This window comes from Flavobacterium geliluteum, from assembly GCF_017948595.1.
GTDB lineage: Bacteria > Bacteroidota > Bacteroidia > Flavobacteriales > Flavobacteriaceae > Flavobacterium > Flavobacterium flavipigmentatum.
Genome location: NZ_JAGFBV010000016.1, coordinates 86482 through 109053 on the forward strand (window position 1 = coordinate 86482; position 22572 = coordinate 109053).

22 protein-coding genes are annotated in these 22572 nt (G+C 32.6%); 4 read left to right on the top strand and 18 right to left on the bottom strand.

From position 1 onward, the window contains the following. Nucleotides 1-280 precede the first annotated feature (280 nt). Nucleotides 281-442: a DUF1328 family protein gene (locus J3495_RS11305; protein WP_210666663.1), complete on the top strand. Its 162-nt coding sequence runs from the start codon at nt 281-283 to the stop codon at nt 440-442. 395 nt (nt 443-837) lie between these two features. Here the strand turns inward: J3495_RS11305 and J3495_RS11310 are convergent, their stop codons facing one another. After that, nucleotides 838-1563 carry a bacteriorhodopsin-like gene (locus tag J3495_RS11310; protein ID WP_210666664.1) on the bottom strand — a complete coding sequence of 242 codons (726 nt, stop codon included), beginning with the start codon at nt 1561-1563 and terminating at the stop codon, nt 838-840. Nucleotides 1564-1689: 126 nt separating this feature from the next. Here J3495_RS11310 and J3495_RS11315 point away from each other — a divergent pair, with 126 nt between their 5' ends. Further along, the gene (locus J3495_RS11315) at nt 1690-2595 is read left to right on the top strand and encodes a Brp/Blh family beta-carotene 15,15'-dioxygenase (protein ID WP_210666665.1); all 906 of its coding nucleotides are present in this window, start codon (nt 1690-1692) and stop codon (nt 2593-2595) included. Between the two features lie 201 nt (nt 2596-2796). Here J3495_RS11315 and J3495_RS11320 read toward each other — a convergent pair whose 3' ends face one another. The 9 genes from J3495_RS11320 to J3495_RS11360 form a co-directional block, all read right to left on the bottom strand. Beyond that, a complete protein-coding gene (locus J3495_RS11320; RefSeq protein WP_210666666.1) occupies nt 2797-4215 on the bottom strand; it encodes a TolC family protein in 1419 nt (472 codons plus the stop codon). 125 nt (nt 4216-4340) lie between these two features. Continuing rightward, complete coding sequence (locus tag J3495_RS11325) at nt 4341-7502, bottom strand: efflux RND transporter permease subunit (RefSeq protein ID WP_210666667.1); 3162 nt, start codon at nt 7500-7502, stop codon at nt 4341-4343. An 11-nt stretch (nt 7503-7513) separates the two neighbouring features. After that, nucleotides 7514-8656: an efflux RND transporter periplasmic adaptor subunit gene (locus J3495_RS11330; RefSeq protein ID WP_210666668.1), complete on the bottom strand. Its 1143-nt coding sequence runs from the start codon at nt 8654-8656 to the stop codon at nt 7514-7516. A 260-nt stretch (nt 8657-8916) separates the two neighbouring features. Then, the gene (locus J3495_RS11335) at nt 8917-9510 is read right to left on the bottom strand and encodes a TetR/AcrR family transcriptional regulator (protein ID WP_210666669.1); all 594 of its coding nucleotides are present in this window, start codon (nt 9508-9510) and stop codon (nt 8917-8919) included. A 619-nt stretch (nt 9511-10129) separates the two neighbouring features. Beyond that, entirely contained in the window at nt 10130-11074 is a 945-nt protein-coding gene (locus J3495_RS11340) for a ketopantoate reductase family protein (RefSeq protein ID WP_210666670.1), read from the bottom strand. A gap of 63 nt (nt 11075-11137) precedes the next feature. Next, nucleotides 11138-11719, bottom strand: coding sequence for a Crp/Fnr family transcriptional regulator (locus J3495_RS11345; protein ID WP_210666671.1), 582 nt, complete (start codon nt 11717-11719; stop codon nt 11138-11140). A 303-nt stretch (nt 11720-12022) separates the two neighbouring features. Continuing rightward, entirely contained in the window at nt 12023-12523 is a 501-nt protein-coding gene (locus tag J3495_RS11350; RefSeq protein WP_210666672.1) for an SRPBCC family protein, read from the bottom strand. Beyond that, nucleotides 12520-12840: an ArsR/SmtB family transcription factor gene (locus J3495_RS11355; RefSeq protein WP_210666673.1), complete on the bottom strand. Its 321-nt coding sequence runs from the start codon at nt 12838-12840 to the stop codon at nt 12520-12522. Before J3495_RS11355 ends, J3495_RS11350 begins: the two co-directional genes overlap by 4 nt. Further along, a complete protein-coding gene (locus tag J3495_RS11360) occupies nt 12837-13268 on the bottom strand; it encodes a VOC family protein (protein ID WP_210666674.1) in 432 nt (143 codons plus the stop codon). The genes J3495_RS11355 and J3495_RS11360 overlap by 4 nt, the downstream gene beginning before the upstream one ends. 423 nt (nt 13269-13691) lie before the next feature. Between J3495_RS11360 and J3495_RS11365 the strand changes: the two genes are divergently transcribed. Next, nucleotides 13692-14387, top strand: coding sequence for a hypothetical protein (locus tag J3495_RS11365; protein ID WP_210666675.1), 696 nt, complete (start codon nt 13692-13694; stop codon nt 14385-14387). A 39-nt stretch (nt 14388-14426) separates the two neighbouring features. Here J3495_RS11365 and J3495_RS11370 read toward each other — a convergent pair whose 3' ends face one another. From J3495_RS11370 to J3495_RS11390, 5 genes are all read right to left on the bottom strand, one after another. After that, nucleotides 14427-14885: a hypothetical protein gene (locus J3495_RS11370; RefSeq protein ID WP_210666676.1), complete on the bottom strand. Its 459-nt coding sequence runs from the start codon at nt 14883-14885 to the stop codon at nt 14427-14429. Between the two features lie 165 nt (nt 14886-15050). After that, a complete protein-coding gene (locus J3495_RS11375) occupies nt 15051-15623 on the bottom strand; it encodes a hypothetical protein (protein WP_210666677.1) in 573 nt (190 codons plus the stop codon). A 194-nt stretch (nt 15624-15817) separates the two neighbouring features. After that, nucleotides 15818-16357: a hypothetical protein gene (locus J3495_RS11380; RefSeq protein WP_210666678.1), complete on the bottom strand. Its 540-nt coding sequence runs from the start codon at nt 16355-16357 to the stop codon at nt 15818-15820. A gap of 79 nt (nt 16358-16436) precedes the next feature. Continuing rightward, complete coding sequence (locus tag J3495_RS11385) at nt 16437-17393, bottom strand: hypothetical protein (RefSeq protein ID WP_210666679.1); 957 nt, start codon at nt 17391-17393, stop codon at nt 16437-16439. A gap of 457 nt (nt 17394-17850) precedes the next feature. Continuing rightward, entirely contained in the window at nt 17851-18429 is a 579-nt protein-coding gene (locus J3495_RS11390; RefSeq protein ID WP_210666680.1) for a hypothetical protein, read from the bottom strand. A gap of 136 nt (nt 18430-18565) precedes the next feature. On the opposite strand from J3495_RS11390, the gene J3495_RS11395 reads away from it, so the two are divergent. Then, a complete protein-coding gene (locus J3495_RS11395; RefSeq protein WP_210666681.1) occupies nt 18566-19114 on the top strand; it encodes a hypothetical protein in 549 nt (182 codons plus the stop codon). Between the two features lie 155 nt (nt 19115-19269). Here J3495_RS11395 and J3495_RS11400 read toward each other — a convergent pair whose 3' ends face one another. The 3 genes from J3495_RS11400 to J3495_RS11410 form a co-directional block, all read right to left on the bottom strand. Next, nucleotides 19270-19689, bottom strand: a complete 420-nt coding sequence (locus J3495_RS11400; protein ID WP_210666682.1) for a hypothetical protein — start codon at nt 19687-19689, stop codon at nt 19270-19272. Nucleotides 19690-19809: 120 nt separating this feature from the next. Continuing rightward, nucleotides 19810-20973, bottom strand: coding sequence for a DUF1624 domain-containing protein (locus J3495_RS11405; RefSeq protein ID WP_210666683.1), 1164 nt, complete (start codon nt 20971-20973; stop codon nt 19810-19812). A 216-nt stretch (nt 20974-21189) separates the two neighbouring features. Then, nucleotides 21190-21966 (bottom strand): hypothetical protein, encoded by a 777-nt coding sequence (locus J3495_RS11410; protein ID WP_210666684.1) that lies wholly within the window; start codon nt 21964-21966, stop codon nt 21190-21192. Nucleotides 21967-22572: the final 606 nt, after the last annotated feature.

Genomic DNA, 22572 nt, shown 5'->3' on the forward strand with positions numbered 1-22572 from the left:
ATCGGCTAAAAAATTAACTCTAAAGCATTTAGGTGGGAATCTTGTAAGTCAAAACACAAAATTGTAAGAACTTTTTAACGCGCTGTAAAAAAATAGCAGATTATCGTTTTGAGTAGTCAGATTTGAAGAAATGATTCTTTTTTTAACTAAAAAAGGTGTAGGATATTTTTTTGAGCTAAAAAAATAGTGGATTGAGTTAACACAGTTCGATTTAATAATTGAATTTTGATAAACAAAACAGACCTAATCAAGTCATATTACTAATCTAAAACTAATTATTATGTTACGTTGGACAGTCATTTTTATAGTTCTTGCTATTATTGCCGGAATTTTTGGTTTTGGCGGTATTGCCGCTGGAGCTGCAAGTATTGCAAAAGTTTTATTCTTTATATTCCTGGTATTATTTGTGATTTCGCTCATTAGCGGGAGAACAAAAGTGTAGGAATAAAGTAATAATCGTGTCTAGTCCTGAAACAGAGATACAGGATTAATAAAAATATAATCTTAGACAGTAGTAAACATTAGTTTACTACTGTTTTTTGTTTGTAGGTTCTCATTTTAAGTAAAATAATCTTGCATTTGTATCAAATTCAGAAATACAAATATCCAGATTGTACTATTTTTCCACAACAATGTGTTGATCTGGTTCTAATTAAATTGATTTTATTCCATTTAAAGATATGCATCATAAAAAAAACAACCCTAAGGTTGTTTAGTTTTTAATTGCGATAATATATAAATAATTGTTTTTTGCTATTATTTGATGAAATAATTAACTATCAACATCTTATAAATTACCGAAAAATAGATTAACTAGTTCATTATTAGTAAAACGAATTAATCTTTCTGAGCACTAATAGCTAAACTGTAAATGACTAAGCCAAATCCAATTTTATTAATGGCATCTGCAATGTTGTATACTACATCAATATTACCGGTAGGAATAAATCCATTATACCATCCATTTGTACCCATCATGTATCCTAAAGGATAAATTGCCCATCCGACAAGAACAAACCAGCATAAAATTTTGTGGGCTTTATATATTTCCCCACCAGCAGCAGTTGCTAATTTTGATGCTTGTCCTAACCAAATTTCATAAACAATAGCAAAATAAGCAACACCAGAGATGAATCCCCAAAGAGCAGCACTATCTTTAAATATAACTTCTCCAAAGTAGCCTGTAATTAACATGACTAGAGAATAAATAATCATTTTCCATAACAATGATTTTTTGGCACCAGCTACTTTAAGTATCAGGTAAAATTCTAAACACATTAGCGGTACGGTTAAAACCCAATCAACATAGCGGAAAAATGTAGGTGATTCACCAAATGAAGTCCAATAATCTCTCATGTAGAAGTAATGCACTGCTGCAATAAAAGTAATTAAACCCGAAACCAGTACCGAAGTACGCCATTTTTTATCAAATTGACTTAGTGATAAAAAGAAGAATGCTGATGCGGCCATCATAGCCATGCAACCAACAAAAAAAGTAAAACCTACATAATCGGTAGGAGATAATTTTGAAATAGAACCTGCAATAAACATAAAATTTCTCATAAATTTAAAATTAATGGTTAAAAGTTAAAGGTTATTTGTTTAAGTAAATATACAAATAATTAAACAAAATAAAAAATGTTTTGTTTGATTATTTTTACGTAACTTTAAACAAAACTAAAATGAATTATGTTAAAATATACGCATTTTGCAATTGTAGCAAGTTTTTTTTGTTTATGGCTAGATTCTTTTTTCGCAGAAAAAGCGCAAATAATTATTGCTTTTTCACTCATTTTTACTTTAGGTATTCTACATGGAGCTAATGATTTAATTTTAATTAAGAGAACAAACGATTCCAAAAGCAATATTTCTTTCCAAAAAAATCTTCTCTATTATATTTTTGTAGTATTATTGGGTTTGCTGTTTTTTGTCATACTCCCGACAATAGCCTTACTTCTCTTTATTCTAGTTAGTGCTTTTCATTTTGGTGATCAGCAAGGGTTGTATTTAGATTTTGGAGTATCAAAATATATCCTGATTATTTATCCTTTTATCTATGGTATCTTTATATTATTTTTATTATTTTTCTTTCATTCTAATGAAGTAGAAAATATTGTAAAAGATATTATACGTCTTAAAGTTTCATCGCTGTATATCAAAGAAATTCTCCTAATTAGTGGTTTTATTTTGATGAGTTTAAGTGCTTATTTTTATTGGAGAATTACAACTATTCGTAGAAAATTAGAAAGTGAATTGTTTTTTCTTATAGTCTTTGCCATTCTTTTTAAGACGTCTAGCTTAATCTGGGGTTTCGCTATTTACTTTGTTATTTGGCATAGTATTCCTTCCATTTTAGATCAAATAAAATTTATTTACGGTGCTATTACATTTAAAAATTTTAAGACCTATTGTAAGAAGGGTTTTTTGTATTGGCTGGCCTCAATTTTAGGAATCGGGCTCCTCTATTTTCTTTTTAGGGATAAGGAAATATTTAATGCTTTATTTTTTTCTTTTTTAGCATCAATTACTTTTCCACACGTGTTCGTTATTCTAAAAATGATGCAAAAAAACGAGAGTATCCAAAAATCGGTCTAAGAGTGATCAAAAATTTTTTCTAATTCAAAAAAATAACGTTTATTTTACCCGAGTGCCCTAGCCCTGATGGGAGGGAAAATCCTTTTGTGGCGTTGTTCGGCACAAAAGATTTGGAAGGACAGCAGGAAATAGCTCCTAAAAAAAGCGCTGTAAAACCGAGGTCTTACAGCGCTTTGGCAATAAATAGTAATCAAATGGGTATTATCTCCAGCCGCCACCCAGAGCGCGATAAAGCTCTATGTTGGCAGCCAATTGTTCTCTTTTTATATTGGCCAGTTCCAGTTCGCTTTGCAGTAAATTGGTTTGGGCAACCAAAACTTCTAAGTAGTCTGCCATTCCGTTTTTAAACAAGAGATTGGCATTTTTGATGGCTTGCTGCAAAGTTGTTACACGCTCTTTTAAGAAAGATTCCTGCTTCTCTAATTTTTCAACTTTAACCAACGCATCCGAAACTTCGCTGACTGCTACTAAAACAGCTTGTCTGAAAGTAAAAACAGCTTTTTCTCTTTCGGCTTTGGCGATGTTGTATTCGGTTCTTATTTTTTTACTGTTTAATAAAGGTTGGGTTAAACCTCCTGCAACCGTACCAAATAAGGAAGCCGGAATGTTGAACCAAGTGCTGGTTTCGAACGAATTGACGCCACCTTGCGCTGTAATTTTTAGTGTTGGATATAAGTTGGCTTTGGTAATGCCTACTCTCGAATTGGCTACTTTTAGACCCAATTCAGCACTTTTTACATCGGGCCTTCTGCTCACTAAAGAAGAGGGAATTCCGATTGCAGCATTGTTTTTTACTTCGATCACACTCAAACGAGTGGTTCTTTCTTTTGAATTTGGAAAAGAACCCGTAAGTACGCTCAATGCATTTTCCTGAATTGCAATGTTTTGTTCTAATAACGGTATCAATTGTGCGGAACTCAGTTTTTGTGCTTGCGATTGCTGAATCGCTAATGAAGTAACCTGTCCGGCATCGTATTTTAGTTGTATGATAGTGGTGGTGCTATCATTTAACTGCACATTTTTCTTAGCAATATCCAGTTGTGCATCGAGCATCAAGAGATTATAATATCCTTTTGAAACGTTGGCCACAATATTGGTCTGCAATGCTTTTTTAACTTCTTCGGATTGTAAATAGGTAGCAAAAGCACCTTGTTTCTGACTGCGGATTTTACCCCAAATATCGGCTTCCCAAGATAGTGAAGCGCCAGCCGAGTAATCGTCAATATGTTTTTGACCCAGCGCCTGATTTAGATTCAGTCCTGTAAAACTATTGTCAGACGGATTGCTGGTAGTGGCATTTACAAACAAATTGACTTCAGGAACATTGTTCCATTTCGACTGTGTAAATCGGTATTGTGCAATTTCGATGTTTTTTGTGGCAATTTGCAAATCATTGTTTCGTGCTACAGCGCTGTCAATCAGTTGGATGATGTCTTTCTCTGTAAAGAAATTTTTCCACTCCAAATCCGCGATACTTGTGGTATCACTTGAAGTTGATGCATTCCTGAAGTTTTCAGGAAATGCATCTTTTGGTGTTTCGATATCCTTAGAAACTTTACAGGATATGAAGGTGATCATCAAAATGAGGACCATCACAATTTTGGTTATGTACTTTTTCATTTTTATATTTTATTTTTCTGAACAAATATCTTTTCGGGTTTCAAGATCTCTTGAAACTTTGTAGGATATGTAAGCGATGCCAATTATGATGGTCATCAAAATGGTCGTTATATAATTTTCCATGTTTATTTTTCTTCGTTATGAATTACGGCTACTGGTTTTCCAGAAAGCTTTTCTTGTAAATGTTGGAATACGATAAATAAAACTGGGATGATCAACAGTCCCAGAATTACCCCCGAAATCATTCCGCCAGCCGCCCCAATACTAATCGAATGATTACCTTGGGCTGATGGTCCTTTGGCACTCATCATCGGAATCAATCCTACAATAAAAGCCAATGATGTCATGATAATTGGTCGTAAACGCAGTTTTGCAGCCTCGATAGAAGCGCGTACCAATGCCTGTCCTGATTTTCTTCGCTGTGACGCAAATTCGACAATCAAAATAGCGTTTTTGGCTAATAATCCAATCAGCATCACCAGTGCTACTTGTACGTAAATATTGTTTTCAATTCCTGTTAAACCAATGGCTACAAATACACCAAAGATTCCCGCAGGTATTGATAATATTACGGCTAATGGCAAAATATAACTTTCGTATTGTGCAGCCAATAAGAAGTAAATGAATATCAGACACAATAAGAAAATGGTTGTAGATTGACCTCCAGAAGCAATCTCTTCCCGTGTTTGTCCTGAAAACTCATAACTGTAACCCGCAGGCAATTGTTGTGCAGCGACTTCTTCAATCGCTTTGATGGCATCTCCTGAACTAAAACCTGGTTTCGGAATTGCATTTATCGAAATTGAGTTGAAAAGGTTGTATCTCGAAGCCGTTTCAGATCCATAAATACGTGTGAGTTTAACCAATGTATTTATGGGTACCATTTCTCCTGTTTTGTTTTTGACAAAAACACGGTCGATAGAAGATGGATCAGCTCTGTCGGCAATATCTGCTTGAACAATTACTCTGTAATATTTCCCAAATCGATTAAAATCGGAAGCCTGAGCACTACCAAAATAGGTTTGCATCGTCTGTAGAATATCTTTGACATTTACACCCAATTGATTGGCTTTTTCATCATTAATATCCAGTTGCAATTGCGGGTAATCTGCTTTAAAAGAAGTAAAAGCAACCGCAATTTCTGGGCGTTTCATCAATTCTCCGATGAAGTTCTGAGAAATCCCGCTAAACTTGTCCAATTTGCCGCCTGTTTTGTCCTGCAACACCATGTCTAAAGCTTCTACGTTACTAAAACCGGGAACAGTAGGGAAACTAAATACGAAGAAACTTCCGCCCGAAATGGCGCCTAATTTTCCTCGAACCTGATTCATTATTTCTTCAATATTTTTTACTTCTCCACGGTCTTCATTCGGTTTAAGCAAAACAAAAACGACTGCCGATGAAGGGCTGGTTGAGTTTGTCAGCAAATTAAAACCTGAAATTGCTGTTACAAATCGGGAAGCATCCAAACCTCTTAAAGTATTTTCTGCCTCGGTCATCACTTTTTGAGTTCCATCCAATGAAGTCCCTGATGGCGTATTTACTGCTATTGCAATAAATCCTTGATCTTCTGTTGGGATAAATCCTGCTGGAGTTGTTTTTACCATTACAATAGTAGCTACTGTAATTAAGGCTAATCCGCCTAAGCTATTCCATTTTCTACGGATTAAAAATTGCAAACCACCCACATAACGCTTGGTTAAAGACTCGAAACTATTGTTGAATCCGTCAAAGAATTTTTCTTTAAATCCTCTTTTTACATACGGTTTATTTTCATCCAAAGAATGATTGTCTTTTAAGAATAAAGCGGCTAGGGCAGGACTTAAAGTCAAAGCATTAACGGCAGAAATCACAATTGCAATTGCCATTGTAAAAGCAAATTGACGGTAGAAAACGCCTGTAGAACCTTCCATAAAACCAACAGGTAGGAATACAGCGGCCATCACCAGCGTAATCGAAATAATGGCTCCTGTAATTTCGTGCATCGCCTCGTGTGTAGCTACTTTTGGTGACAGGTGTTTGTGTTCCATTTTGGCATGTACGGCTTCTACTACAACTATCGCATCATCGACGACAATACCAATGGCTAAAATTAAAGCGAACAATGTCAGTAGGTTAATCGAGAACCCAAATAACTGCATGAAGAAAAAAGTTCCTAAAATAGCAACTGGAACCGCAATGGCCGGAATCAAGGTCGATCTAAAATCCTGCAAGAATATAAACACCACGATAAATACCAGTATGAAGGCTTCTATCAAAGTATGCTCTACCTGCTCTATAGATTGGTCTAAAGATACTTTTGTGCTGTAAAAAATATTGTGCTTGATGCCAGCGGGAAAACTTTTGGCTTGTTTTTCCATCAGTTTATTGATCGCCACCTGAATATCATTCGAATTAGAACCCGCCAACTGAATGATCCCGATTACAACACCTTTTTTACCATTTAATCGGGTTAAACTGTTGTACGAATAAGCTCCGAGTTCTATTCTGGCAACATCTTTTAAGCGAAGTACCGAGCCGTCCGGATTAGATCGGATGGCAATATTTTCGTATTCTTCAGGTTTGGTTAATTTACCTTTGTATTTGATTACATATTCAAAAACTTCCTTGCTTCTTTCTCCAAATTTACCCGGAGCAGCCTCCAAACTTTTGTCTTGAATGGCAGCCATCACTTCGTTTGGCGTCACCTGATAAGTTGACATTTGTGTTGGATTGAGCCAAACACGCATCGAATAATCTTTTACACCACCAAAAATACTGGCCGATCCCACACCGGGAATACGTTTGATTTCCGGAATGATATTGATCTGGGCATAATTGGCCACAAAAGTCTGATCGTATTTTGCTTCATCATCGGTATACATCCCAATAGCCATGATAAAGCTATTTTGTTGTTTTGCCGTAATAACACCTTGTTGTACCACTTCTGCAGGCAACTGACTTGTTGCTTGTGCTACTCTGTTTTGTACATTTACCGCAGCTTGGTCGGCATCGGTTCCTAATTTGAAGAAGACGGTAATGGCCAAACTACCATCGTTACTAGCCGTAGAGCTCATGTAGGTCATGTTTTCGACACCGTTTATAGATTCTTCAAGAGAAGGAGCAACCGAACGTAAAACCGTTTCGGCATTGGCTCCCGGATAAACCGCCGTTACCAATACAGAAGGTGGCGCAATATCTGGAAACTGTTGTAAGGGCAATTTGGTGAGTCCTAGGATACCTAAAATCACCAATAAAATGGAGATAACGGTAGCCAGTACGGGTCTTTGTATAAATATTTTGAACATTTTTGTAAAAATTATTTTTTGTTAATTATTTGGGCAACTTTTGCAGTTGATTTTTCAGGTTGAATTTCCTGCCCTTCCTGAAGTTTGTCTATACCGCTCAATACAATTTGATCACCTGCTTTTACACCATCTTTGATGAGGTAGTTGTTTCCGCTTTTTCCACTTATTGTGATAGGCGTTTTGGTAACCTTATTTTCTTTATTTACAGTAAAAACAAATATTTTATCTTGCATTTCGATGGTAGCCGATTGCGGCACCAGAATAGCATCATCATGCTGAATACCTAAACGGATTCTTCCTGTATTTCCAGAACGTAGTAATCCTTTTGCATTCGGAAAAGTAGCTCTCAAAGTAATTGCACCAGTTGTTTTATCAAATTGACCATCAACCATATCAATTTTCCCTGTTTGTGCGTAGGCATTATTATCTGCCAAGATTAAGGATACTGGAGGTAATTTTTTAATTTTTTCGCCAATCGTATTTCCTGCATATTGTTCTTTAAATTTGATAAAGTCAGTTTCGCCCAATGAGAAGTAAACAAACACTTCGTGCACGTCTGAAAGGTTGGTCAAAGGTTGTGGATCTGTTGCAGCAACTAGACTTCCTTGTTTTTTTGGTAATCTTCCGATATAACCGCTCACCGGAGCCGTAACATTGGTATATCCTAAATTGATTTTTGCTGAACCAACCATCGCTTTGGCTTGCTCGATGTTGGCAGCCGCAATTTTTTGCGAAGCTTTTGCGGTTTTCAATTGATAGTCTGAAACAACTTTGTTCTGAACCAAAGGTGTCAGTTTATCTACTTCTAATTGTGCGTTGATATATGACGCTTCGGCAGCATGAAGACTGGCCAATGCATTATTCAATTGCTCACGATAAGGACGTTCGTTTATTTTGAATAACGTTTGACCTTTTGCTACATAAGCACCTTCGTCAACATATACTCTTTCGAGGTTTCCGCTTACTTGCGGACGAATTTCGACATCTACAGCTCCTTGTATCGCAGCCGGATATTCTGCATCTGTGTTAGCGTTTGAACTGGTGATCGCTAAAACAGGAAGAATAGGGGCAGCTGATGCTGGTGCTTGCGCCTTATCCGCACAACTACTTAATACGAGCGCAAGGATAAAACTGGTTATAATTACATTTTTCATTTTTCTATTGGTTTTAATTTGTTGGACATTCTCGCTATTTAAAATTCTATTCATCGGACTTTTTCTATTTGTATTTATGAGTATTAAATTTTCTAACGTCGTTAAGTATATTGGCGCAAATAATCATAATACAACGCCTTTCCGATTCTATCTCATAATCGGTATTAAATTATTTATCACTGTTAAGTATAATAGCAAAACAAACTTGTTATTTACTCTATTAAATCATTTATCACTGTTAAGTAAAATTGAAATTTTTTTTATTGTATTGATTTGATGATACCACCAATGGCATCCTTCAATATTTGATTGTTAATCGTTTCCATTATATCACTTTGATTGATAATGTTTATCGCAATCAAACCATGAATAACAGAAAAGAAAGTAAAGTACTTTTGTTTGATGACTTCTTGCGTTGGGTTGCTGTTTTTCATTATTTCGGCAATCACCGAAGTAAATAATTCATAAGGCTTTTTAGCAGCATCACACTGTTGCGAACAACAATTCATTTGTACACCAAACATTACCTGATACATTTCGGTATCTGTAAAAGCAAAATCCCAGTAGGCCATCCACATCGCTTCCAATTGTTTTTCTGGATTATCAAATTTGGCTTTGGCATTCTCCAGCTCTTTAGACAATTTTACAAACCCTTTACCTGTTAATTCCTGAAGAATAGCTTCTTTGTTAGAAAAATATTCATAGATAATAGGAGCAGTATACTCAATTTTATCGGCAATCTTTCGCATACTCAGACCTTGCCAACCGTCTTCTTTTACGATAGCATAAGCAGCTTCAAGAATATTAGTTCTTGTCTCTTCTTTTTGTCTTAATATACGATCTTTACTTGCCATTTTTTTGAGTATTAAATTGTTTAACACCGTTAGGCAAATGTACAGATGTTTTTCTTATTATAATATAAATTAGTTATAATTTTTTCTTATCATGCAATAGAGCAACTATAAAACCTTCAAAAGTCTTTATTGACAAGGCTTTGTTGAATAATAGATTTCTTTAGAAGCAGACGATTTTCGTATTTTAAGACGATCTGTCCCGCTGTACGTTGTATCTTTTATGGCTCCTATAGTTGTCGTGACTGCCATAAAAGGATGCCACTTCCATCGGGGCTAAGTGAGAAATTTAATTTTTATAAGACGTTTTTAGTAGAATCTGTTAAAAACCTTTCTGTTCTGAAGGCTTTTTAGTTAACTAAAACTTTGAGCATTAAAAAAACTTCCGTTTACTTTGAAAACAACATAGCAAATCTCTAATTCCCGTAAAATTGATTTTGAATATAAAAGATTTTATACTTAAAAGTGAATAAAGCACATTAAAAACTACTCAAAAAAAAGAGGACTATAAATCCTCTTAAATTTTTTTTTCAAAATTTTTCGTAAATCCGATAGTTGCATATTTTCAGTGTTTCTGTTCAACATTAGTTGCATTTTTTGGGCGTCGCATCCAACGAAAACTTTAGCTGTTTTGAGTAGCTTTTATTTCCAGATATATTTTTTCAGAAAAAGGGGTACTTACATTTATTTCTTTTCCGTAATTAATGATCGCACCAGCGAAAAGTTCCAGTTCATTATTTTCTTTTCCTGAATTTACATCAAGTTGTAAAGAAGTCGGTGTTTTCGGAGGAAACGTTGATGCTTTTTCAAATGTTTTTTGAATAATATCATCGTGCAGACGAATACCTTTTTTATCAGCAATTGATTTTATTTCAATCATAATTTTCGTTGCTTCCTCTTTTTGCGATTCAATAGTACAAACGTCACCAATAGATGAATTATGTTTAGCCGTTACTAAACCAAAACTTGCAATAAAAATAAATTTAGTCCAAATATCAACTTGAGAATTCTCTTTAAAGTCAAAATTTATGTTACTTATCTCTAGCAAATTTAGAATCCAATCAATATTTTCAGAAGTATGTTCCGGATCTTTACCAAAAATTAATTGTCCTGCTTTCCCTTTATGTTCAACGATCCCTTTTTCTTTTATATGAGAAGCAACATAGACACAAGAAGGTAAAATAATAGTGTTAGGTATTATTTTTCGAATTCGATCATAAATATCAGCTCCGTTCATCATTGGTAGTAAAACTGTATTTTTTGTAATTACTTTGGATAGTTGGATGCAAATATTCTCTAAATCATATTCTTTAACGCAGATAAAGACCAAATCTGGATTTTTAATTTCCGAAATATTTTGATAAATAGCATCAGGATTTGTGATGCTATTTTTGTGTTCAGAAGAGAGCAATGTAAGACCTCTTTCTTTTACTATTTCAAATGTTTTAACTCTAGCAATAAATGAAATTTCATTTTGTTTATTTGTTTCGTTACTCTGTGATATCTTAAACCCAAAATAACCACCAACGCCTCCAAGACCTATAATAACAATGTGTTTTTTTTGCATTTTTTATTTTTTCACAAATATTAAAACTCTTGACTATATAAGCACTTGATAAATGACAAGAAATTATATTTTGCTAATTTCTTTTCTAATTCTACTTAACGAACTGTCGGTAATACCTAGATAGGAAGCTATAATTTTTAGTGGTACGTTTTGAAAAATATGAGGTTGCTGTTTTAAAAGGTTTATATATCTTGTTTCTGCTTTTTTACTTGCCATTTCGATTACTCTATCATTTAGTTTAGAATAATTTATAACAAATAAAAGTCTACTGAACTCCCTGAATTCAGGAATACTATGAAAATTTTTCTGGACGTTTTCTAAGTTTGTTTGCCAAAATGAGCATTCAGTTATCGTTTGATAGGTTTCTTTTGTAGGTTGTTTTTTGAAAAAAGATAAAAAGTCATTTACAAAGCAAGGAGCGTAATAAATATTGGTTGTAATTTCTTCATTATCTTCATTAAGAATATAGGAACGCATATATCCTTTCTCTAAAAAATATGTTTTTGTACTAATAGTATCTTTATCTAGTAATATTGTATTCTTATCTAGTGTAAAATCGCAAAATGTTTCCGTAATTTTTTCAACAATTTCTTTTTGTATAGGAAATAAAGAATGAAAAAAGTTATTGAGCTTTGATTTGTCCATCAGTTTTTTTCGGTTGCCCACAACGTTTGGCCGCTTGGAGGTAGTTTATATTAATTAAATTCTTTTATTTTCTTTCTGAACTTTAAAAATTCTTTTGTTCTAAGGAATAGATCCATTATTGTCAAGATCAATACCCAACGGGTTCATTTATGTATATAGTTGATCATAAGTGATCAAACTTCACAAAGGAAAAGACATTCAAAAAAAAGTATCTTACATCGCTAAAAATAATATAATTGCTTATACTTATCTCTGTTATAGTGATTGTAATGATAAACTATGTGCTATCAATTTATTTTTAAATTATTTTTGAGATAGCGTTTCTAATAACTTTTCTAAGTTATCAATACTCATTTTAAATCCTTCTGTAAAGCCCATTTCAATCATTTTTTCCAAACGTTCGAGAGATTCATTTACAATGGTGATTTTTACTTTTGTTATTCCGTTTTGTTCGCTAAAATTATAATCCCATTCAGAACCAGGTAATTGGCGGTTTTCATTTTCGTCTGAAAAAGTATTGTACATTTTAAAATTGGTTTTTGGCGAGATAGAAGTAAATTCCTGAACCGACCACCGTTCTTGTCCTTCCGGGCTCACCATGGCATAAAATCTTCTTCCGCCAACTTCAAAATTCATGTGTTTTGTTCTGGCAGACCATGGTTTTGGTGCAACCCATTGGTCCAAAAGTTCTGCTTTGGTAAAAGCATCCCAAACTAGCGGCAATTCTGCAGCAAATTCTCGTGTTATCAATACCGTTTTAGATGGTTTGTCTAAGGTAAAATCGAATAGCAAATCGTTTTTCATTTTTTCTGGTTTTTCATAGTTAATAATACGTCATCAAGCTGGTTAAAAGCAGTTTCCCAGATTTCTCTAAAGGGGTTCAGCCATTGATCAATTTCTTTCATTTTATTAATTTGAAGCGAATAATAAATTTCTCTTCCTTGTTGTTCTTGTTTTATAATTTCGCATTCTGTGAGTATGCGAAGATGTTTCGAAATCGACTGTCGGGTTGTATTAAAGTTCTCTGCAATGGCATTTGGTGTCATTGACTGCAGGGCAATTAGGGTAATAATCGACCGCCTTGTAGGGTCGGCAATGGCTTGAAAAATGTCTCGTCTCATATGTTTCTAGGATCAAAATCTACCATCCATTGAACGCCAAATTTATCAGCAAACATACCAAAGTAATTTCCAGACGGACCGTAATTTATTGGCATTTCAATTGTACCGCCATTAGAAAGTCCTACAAATAATTTAACAGCTTCTTCCTGGCTTTCTACGCTAATAGAAACCGTATATCTGTTATCGGTTTCCATTACTTGTCCCATACTTGTCAGTGTATCACTTGCCATTAACGCATTACCATTATTAATAGGCAGGGCAATGTGCATGATTCTCTCGGCATCATTTTCCGAAATTGGATACTCATCGCTTGCTATGTCTTTGTAATGGGAAATCTTTGAAAACTCACCACCAAAAACCGATTTATAAAATGTAAATGCTGCTTCGGCATTTCCATTAAAGTGGATGTAAGGATTAATACGTGCCATAAATTCTATTTTAAATTAGTATTTGCGAAACCATTTGGTTGCAAATATATACGCAACTATTCGGTTTCGCAAATTTTTCAACTATTATTTTTAGAAAATAGTAAAAAATATTTTAGTAAATATATTGATAAGCAGTGTTTTAATGTTGGTATTTGTGTTTTGTACTGACTTTGTAATTGTTTTATAATTGAATTTAGTAAGCATTAAAATTAATTATTCTTAGCCCTATTTAAGAAAAAGTGAGGAAACTTTTATAGTGTTTATAATTTACAAGTACATTTTATAAGAAACGCACAGTCAGGGGAGACTACGAGTAGGAGGGTAGAATGCTAGTTAAAAATGATCAAATTATCTTTGCATACAGCCGAATGCTACTTTACAGTGGTCAAATCTAACTTTCATACGGTCGAATGCTAATTTACAATGATCAAATCGTCCTTGCATACAGTCGAATTCTACTTTACAGTGGTCAAATTATACTTGCATACGGTCGAATTCTACTTTACAGTGGTCAAATCATACTTTCACACGGTCGAATGCTACTTTACAGTGGTCAAATCATACTTGCATACGGTAGAATTCTACTTTACAATGGTCAAATCATACTTGCATACGGTCGAATGCTACTTTACGATGGTCAAATCCTCCTTGCATACGGTAGAATTCTACTTTACAGTGGTCAAATCATACTTGCATACGGTCGAATTCTACTTTACACTGGTCAAATCATACTTGCATAGGGTCAAATCAAGTTTTCAGTCGCTTCAATCAAGTTTTCAGTCGGTCGAATCAGGTTTTCAGTCGGTTGAATCAAGTTTTCAGTCGGTCGAATCGAGTTTTCAGTCGGTCGAATCAAGTTTTCAGTCGGTTGAATCGAGTTTTCAGTCGGTCGAATCAGGTTTTCAGTCGGTCGAATCAAGTTTTCAGTCGGTTGAATCAGGTTTTCAGTCGGTAGAATTCTACTTTACAGTGGTCAAATCGTTCTTGCATACGGTCGAATTCTACTTGACGGCGGTCAAATCGTTCTTGCATACGGTCGAATTCTACTTTACAGTGGTCAAATCAAGTTTTCAGTCGGTAGAATTCTACTTGATGGAGGATAATAAATTTTCTAATTAGAACACAATTGCTTAAATAAATGCAGAGTAGCTGTTATAATCAGGCTTTATTAAGTTGATTAATAAAATCTTCTTTTACAATTTTTATTTCAATATAATTTACGTTGCAGAATTGAATTCCTCGATCATAGTTTCTCAGTTCATCAAAAATCATTTCAACTTCTCGGAGTTTCCAAATCAAAAATATTTTTTCATTGCTTTTGTAGCAATAAGCTTCAAAATTATCTGTAAATGTTGATCCTAAGATTAAATAATTTCTTCCAAAATATTTTAGAAAATTGAATAATTCTATTGGATCTTTGTCTTCAATATTCGATGTAATAATTTTGGCATTTAATATTTCATCCAGTAATGACAATAAATAACCGTTCAAATAAATTAAGTCTTCTTTTGTGCCAAAAAATTTATTTTGCAACCATAATTTACCATAACCCATTTCTGGGTTCGAATTCAATTTTTCAAATTCAATGGCGAAATTTTCTTTATTTCCGATTATCATTTTGCATAATATTGATGGCTTGTGTATAAATTTCCACTGCCAAATTGTGGTTTGATACTAAATTAAGCTCATTCTTCGGATTTACAAAAAAATCCAAATACAAAACAAACTTTTTACTTAGCTTATTGTTCCAATCGTTTGTAATGGCTCTGTTGGCTACAGTAATTATTCAATTTTTATTTTTTCAATTGTGTCCATTTCTCTCTTATTGTCTTTATAATCAATAATTACATGTTTGTATTCAATTGAATCATTAACAATTTTCAAACTTGTACCCTTAGCGTTTATATCTCCAACATCAAGTTTGATATCTCCGCAATACTTTTCAAATACAAATAGCTTACTCTCGGCTATTTCATACGAGCAACACGAACCTAAAAAACCTTTAAATTTTGAATAAACTTTTAAGTTGTCTTTTTCATATTTAATTTCTTTTGGATAAACAGGAAATAGTATTATCGAAGACAAAATAGCTAAAAATATTCCTCCAAAAAGCCAAAACATAATTATAATTAAACCCGATAATAAATAATAGAAAAAATAAATGGAAATCTTCCTAAATGGCTTTCTATATTTGAAAAATAATGCAAAACCAGAAAAATAGATTAAAATTTTCAATATGAATATTACATTACTATTCAAACTAAAACCAATAATTAACTGAATTGTAAAATTCAAAAGAATGAATCCTAAAACGTAGAAATGTATTTTGTAAATTTTCTCAAATATATTTGTCATTTTTATTCCTTTTTTTCTCTTACAGTAGCAGTATTACCTCTAAATTTCTTTTACTACATAGGGTTTGATACTATATTAAGTCCTATTTTTCGGATTTGCAAAAACTTTCAAATACAAAAAACAAGCTTTCTATTTAGCTTATTGCCCAAATCCGTTTTAATAGCTGTTAGTGGCACTATTTTTCATTACTAATTCTACTTTTCTATTGATTCTGGTTCGGTCATTTCAGGGGTCATTTTTAAAGGATAATTTTTGTGTGATTCAGAGAAGGGTACATCCTCTTGCATTTCTTCCAAAGTCTCCTTTCTACCTTCCTCACATTGGTATTTCATGATCTCTTTCAAAACTCTATTTCTTATCCTTTTTTGTTCATCATTTCCCAGAAGTGGGTCTAATCCTGTTAAGGTTTGATCAGCAATTTTTTCATTATAAACCACCCTAATGAAATACCAATCGCACCCTATTATTTCTTCTGGTCCATCTTTAAAATAAAGTATGTAATCAGGTTTAATAAAATGATTTTTTACATCTTTTAATTTAGAAAGTAATTTTGGATCTTTTATACTATCAATCGAATATTCTTGACAAATTTTCTTCCAAGCCAAACTATCTAAACAGGTTGGACTCATACGACCAATCTCCGAAGTTTCTGAATTAGCAAATTGACAACTATTAAGAACTAACATTGTAAATATTATTGCGACTGGCGTGATTTTAAATATCTTTTTATTCATAAAAATCAATTTGAAATTTATAAAGTTAGTTTTCTGTCTTTAGTTGATGTTGTCAATAATGCCTGTTTTGCGATGTTTTTTATTTATCAATTGTTTCTATTATCCAATTAAGGCAAACTTCGGAATTCATAATCGACCAAGAATGTGGATTTTTCGTTCCGTCTAATCGAACTCCTTTTCCTTGACTAACAATTACTTTTGCATTTTCATTACCCATTATTTTTAATTGGTTTATCATTGAGATTATGTCAATTCCATTCCAGTCGTTTAAATCACGATGTCTTTGATTAATTAACCAATCTGTGTCCAAATCTGTAAACATTAAAAGTGGTATTTTTTTTAAATACTTTGCATTTCCGCCATCTTTTGCTCCATAAGAATAAATAGAATTCTCTACATACTTTTCAGGAAATTTTTCTGGTGATCCTCCATAAATACTGTCGCAATTATTCTTCATCCATTTTGCTTCATCTACTGCAGGCTTATAAATATTTCTTTCGATTTCTCTTTCGCAATATTTATAAAATCTTGCTTGGTCTAAAGGTGCGTCTAATGCAAAAACACCTTTTGGAATTAAAAAAAACTTTTCAGGATTTTTAGTTGCTTTTTCAGCGTATGTTAAAGAAATCATTGCACCATTTGAAAGTCCACCGATTATAAATTTATCTTTTGAAACTTTATGCTTTATTACAATTTCACTGAAAATTTTATCTAGTAATTTGAATTCTGCTTCTCGATTATTCGTTCCCCAATTTATTGATGGTACAATTACCATAATACCCTTTTTAACTGCTATTTTTTGAAGAGTTATTTGTTTTAATGTATTTTCAACAAGTTCTCCACCAGAAGGAATAATTACTAAAACTCCTTTAATACTATTTTTCGGAAGATATTTATAATAAAATAGTTCTGTAGAATTTTCATCATTTACGTACAATTCGGAAACATCAGTTCTTGAAATAGATATTTTCTCAAAATCTTGTGCTTTACAAGATAAAAAAATTAAAATAAAGGTAAAAATTATTATATTTTTCATTTTTCGGTTTTTTTGGTCAAAATATCGTACAACGTCCCTCGGTGCCAGCTCCGCAAAGTCTCCTGACTTTGTGCTCCTTAAATGCTCTTCAAAGCTGTAAATCTAATAAAAGTCTCCCGACTTTTTCCTCCGTAATTATCTTTCAAATTTAGCACCTTTGTTATCATGATTACTTATAAATCGAAATGTTTTTTATTTATTGAAAAGAAAAACTTCAAAATAACAGCTTTGCTACTTTGTAGTTTTTTATAATTTTTAAAACCTATATAATTTTAAAAATATTCACGGAAAAAGTCTGGAGACTTTTATCATGTTTATGATCTTTCAAGGACTTTTTAAGAAACGCAAAGTCAGATACATTTGTACAGCTTTTCATGAGAACACTTCTAGAGCAGGGAATTTAGGAAAAAGAAACGAATAATTTACCGAAAATCTAGCCATGAAGTTTTAGCATTTGTTACCGGCTGGCTTTTATTTCTTCAATTACCAATTTCTCAATTGAATATATTCTGTCTTTAGAATAATAATCATAAGCCGGATGATTTTTCATGTTTTCAATTTGCGCCTTTATTTTTTGTAGTAAAATTTTCTCTTTTGGTTCTCCTTTAAATATAAATTCAAAATCATCAAGTAGATCAAAAGCTATATTGGTTTCAATTGTAGCGAATATATTGGCAAACAAATGACTTCTTTGTGACAAATTTATTTCAATACTTTTTTCATAATACCAACTTTCGTCGTCACATAAAGCTTGGGCTAATATTTCTATTTCGTCTGATTTCCAATTTTCTATTTCGTTTTTTAATGCACTCCAAGAATTATCTGTAAATTCTAAAAGCATTGTAAGAATTTCTAGATTTCCATGTCCAGATGACCAAAAGTCAGAATCGTAATTCTTATACTTTTTTATGTAATTATAAATTTCAGATTTTCTGGTAAACATTCTCTTTATTTTCGGTTTCTCTAAGTTTGCCTGTAACGTTCCCGCGTTACCAGCAGTTTGGACTAAATTAAGCCTTGTATTCGGATTTGCCAAATCTTTAAAATACAAAACCAATTTCAAATTAAGCCTAATACCCAAATTGCTTGTAGTGTGTTTTATGCCTCGTTATTTTTATTTATTCCGAATTTTCTCTCTAAATATAATTCTTTTTCATACTATATTTGTTTATATGAAATTTACAGAACCGATTATTGATAAATTCAGAGTACTTATTGTGGTTACGAATCCTGAAGATATTTTACAAGAGCAATTTGATTTTATTTATAATTACGCTTCAATAAATTGTATGAGTATTGAGCACATTATTATGAATTGTTTGACAGATTTATCTGAAAAATTCAATACATGTATAACAACATACAATTTCATTTATTTTATTGGGCATGGAGACGATAAAGGAACGGTTATAGGTAATGATACTAATTACTATTTATGGTCAGATATAGTTGATATATTAAATAATACATCTTGTTTAGACAGACAATCTTTATTATTCCTGCACAGTTGTTATAGTTATAATGCATCTGAATATATTTTAAACATCTGTAAAAAAGTAAAGTATATTATATGTTTTAAAGAGCCTTCGCACAATGTCCAAGGTTATACGTCATTTTTTATGTTTGTTTATTATATTGTTTATAAAGGTAAAACATTTAAGCAAGCAGTTAAGATAATAAATAAAACAGCCTATGAAGACTTACATTTTTTAGGAAAATAAGGAATTGTAATTTCTTTATTTTAATGCCTAAATAATGCGCTCGGGCGGGCAATCGAAGCGTATTATAATAGCAATTAAAAAAATTGCGTAAAGTCAAAGACATTTGCGCAGCTTTTCAATAGAACACTTCGCAGAGCGGGAGTAGTGACTTTTATTTAAAAATTTAGCCATATTCTGATTTCATTAACCACAATATGTATCAGTATTGGAATAAATAATATGACACCCAAAACAAATGACCAATATCTAAAATTTTCATCGAAGAAAAAAAAGCTTATAAAAGTCAAAATAGAAATTACAATCAATTGTGTAATAACACTGTTTTTATAAATTTTTTTATAGATGATTGTACTTAAAATGTCTCCTAAAAATAACATGATTACAGATGCATTTATCAACAAGAAAAGTACTCTAAGCATATTTTCAAATCCGCTATCATACCAGTAAAGAGCAATTAAAAAAAATGTCAATCCACCATAAATGAGACTGGTACGTTGTGTAAAAATGTTTTTTAATACCTTTTTAAGGTATTCAGAATAGCTTTCTTCCGGAATGATTTTCTTGGGTTTTTTCATATTATTCTTTGGCAAATACAGCTGGCTCTTTCATCGCACCGCTCCGCAAAGTTAGAGACATTTGCGCTGCTTTTCATGAGAACACTTCGTAGAGCCAGATTCGTTGTTTTTTATCTTCTATCAAGTATACTTCAACCACCAATTTTTATGAGACGCTTTGTATTGCCCAAACCAGATGCAGGGTTTGTAAAGAGCGGCTACAACAGCTATCCAAATTACATAAATTGTCCAAAGTTGTAGTCCACTTTCGATGCCTTTTGGTCTGCCAAAAGTACCTGTTGCAAATTCTAATTGAGAGAAATGAAAACCTTGTATAAATAGAACAATAATTGTAATTATATGAATCAAATAAAAATGAACTACGAAAAAAAACAAGGGCACTTTCCCATAAACTATAGCAATTTTTTTAATATGCTCACTACAATTTTCAGCATATGCAAGTAGCAAAAACATTATGCCTAATGTAACTAAACAAAATACAAGTGATGGTGGATATTTAGTAACATTTAGAAACGACAAAATAGTAAATATTTTACTTTTTTGAGACGTCCATTGCAGCGAGTCGCCATAGATATTTAAAAAACGAATCGCTATAAATAATACCAATGCTATTAATCCAATGTTTATGAACATTTTCTTTCTTTTACCTTCTTCCATCAGGAAATATTGTCCTGTTGCAAAGCCAACTAACATAATACCCAACCATGGAATCGGGGGATAGCCCATCACAAATACTTTTCCTGCAAAAAGCGGAATTGCAGTTGGGCTAAAAAAGGGCATTAAAATAAATTTAAAAATTGAGGTTTCGGCAAACGGAATAAGCGGTGCAAGGTTATGGCAAAATAGTATTAGTAACCCAATAAAGCCTAATTGCTTAGGGGGTAATTTTAATAATAAACTCAAAATAATAAATCCAAAACCTGTACTGGCTATTACTTGAAATAATATAGTATGAAAACCAACATCAAAAAATATAGCAAAATTGACAAGAGTAAATTCAAGTAGTAGTAACGATAAACCTCTTTTTAGTAAATGGCTCTTCGTTACTGAAATGTTGTTTTTGCTTTTTAATGAAATGTAAGCCGATGTTCCTGCCAAAAAAACAAAGATGGGTGCACATAAATGAGTTATCCACCTTGTAAAGAACAATATGGGTGTGGTGGTTTCTAAATTGGTTGGGCTTTGCGTTATTGAACTGAGATGCATTAAATCTCTTACGTGGTCTAATGCCATTATTATCATTACCAAGCCTCGTATTATATCTATGGATTGAATTCTTTTCATTCACTATCTTAGTTTAGTTTTGAAACTTTTATGGCCATATTTATCATTTTAAATACTGGTTATGATGTCGTACAATGAATGCTAACGTTTTGGTAATAAGGCGGTTTTAGGACTAAATTAAGCCTTATTTTCGGATTTGCCAAATCATCCCAAATACAAGACCATTTTTAAATTAAGCCAAATGCCCAAATCTCTTGTAGCAAGTGTTAGCGATAGTTACTTTTTATTAAATTCAAAAATTTTATTTCCAACTTCTATAAATGTTGGTATTCCAGCATTTAATAATGACATAGAAAGGTCAAAAGGTTCTTTAGAGTTTATTGGTTGGAAAGCAACAAAAACTTCTGTTCCTTCGTAAAAAGTCATAACCAATCCAATTAACCCGAATTGATCAGGTTCAAAAAACTGATATTTGAAGACAGTTGGATTTTTACCTTTTAACTCTTTTGCAATTTCATTTATAATAAACTTTTCTTTGACCATTTCAGTCATCGTTTGTGTGTTATTATCATCGTAATTTATAAAACCCAATAACATTTTTACTACTCCTTCAAATCGTTCTCCAAATTCATGAAAATAAACTCCATAAGAAATGTGTTCAAAACAATTTAGTAATCTGTTATAATTTGGATTTCCATAGAGAACAGGATACTTTTTGCCATTTTTAGACTTTAAGGTTTGATGTTTATAATTTTTTATGATTTCTTTGTTTAAAAAATCTTTGCTTTTTCTTCTAATAGCTCTATCAACTTTTGTTTGGGTTTGTAAATAGCCAACAAGATTATTACCAACAATTCCTGCAATTGAAACCATTAAAAATTCGTCATCATGTGATTTATTTGAGTTATGTTCATCACAAGAAGGTACGGTTATTAAATCTTTCCTAAAATTTAATCCAAGTACATCTTTTGCTTCAGGAAATAAGCAAATTGGAGGAACATGTTCCCTAGTAGTTGCAATGTTTCCACATTTATAGCAAAATTTGTTTTCCATAAGTAAAATTCTCCGGTTTAGTGAGTAATTATCGCTAACGTCAGTCTGTGAAAAAACTTCCGTTTGATTATAAACAAATATAGCAAAAACCTATTGTTAAAACAGGATTTTTCGTATTTTTAAGAATGCAACATATCACATGAATTTCCCGTCATCAGATGCGTATTTCTAGTCTTAAAGACGCTATAGCTACAGACAATCAAGTACGTTTTATAGATACATTTGTGAGCTTAGTAAACCTTACCAAACTTGGTTTTCCCACTCCGCAAAGTCGCAGACATTTGCCAGCTTTTCAAGAGAATACTTCGTAGAGCAGAGGAAAATAGTAGCCAAATAGCAATTTGCTTATTGTAACGGGTACGAAGTCGGGAGACTTCGCACAGCCAACTCGATATTTAAGAAGAACACTTTGTAGAGCGAGTTTGCCAAATCTTCCAAATACAAAATCATTTTTCCATTAAGCCCAATGCCCAAATCCGTTGTAGCGTGTGTTGAACTAAACCTTCGGTAGCACATTAGTTGATTTTGTACCTTACGAATATAATTAAATTCTGTAAGTTATGACTACAAAAAAAAGAATGTTGAAGAATTAAGAGAAAACAAAAT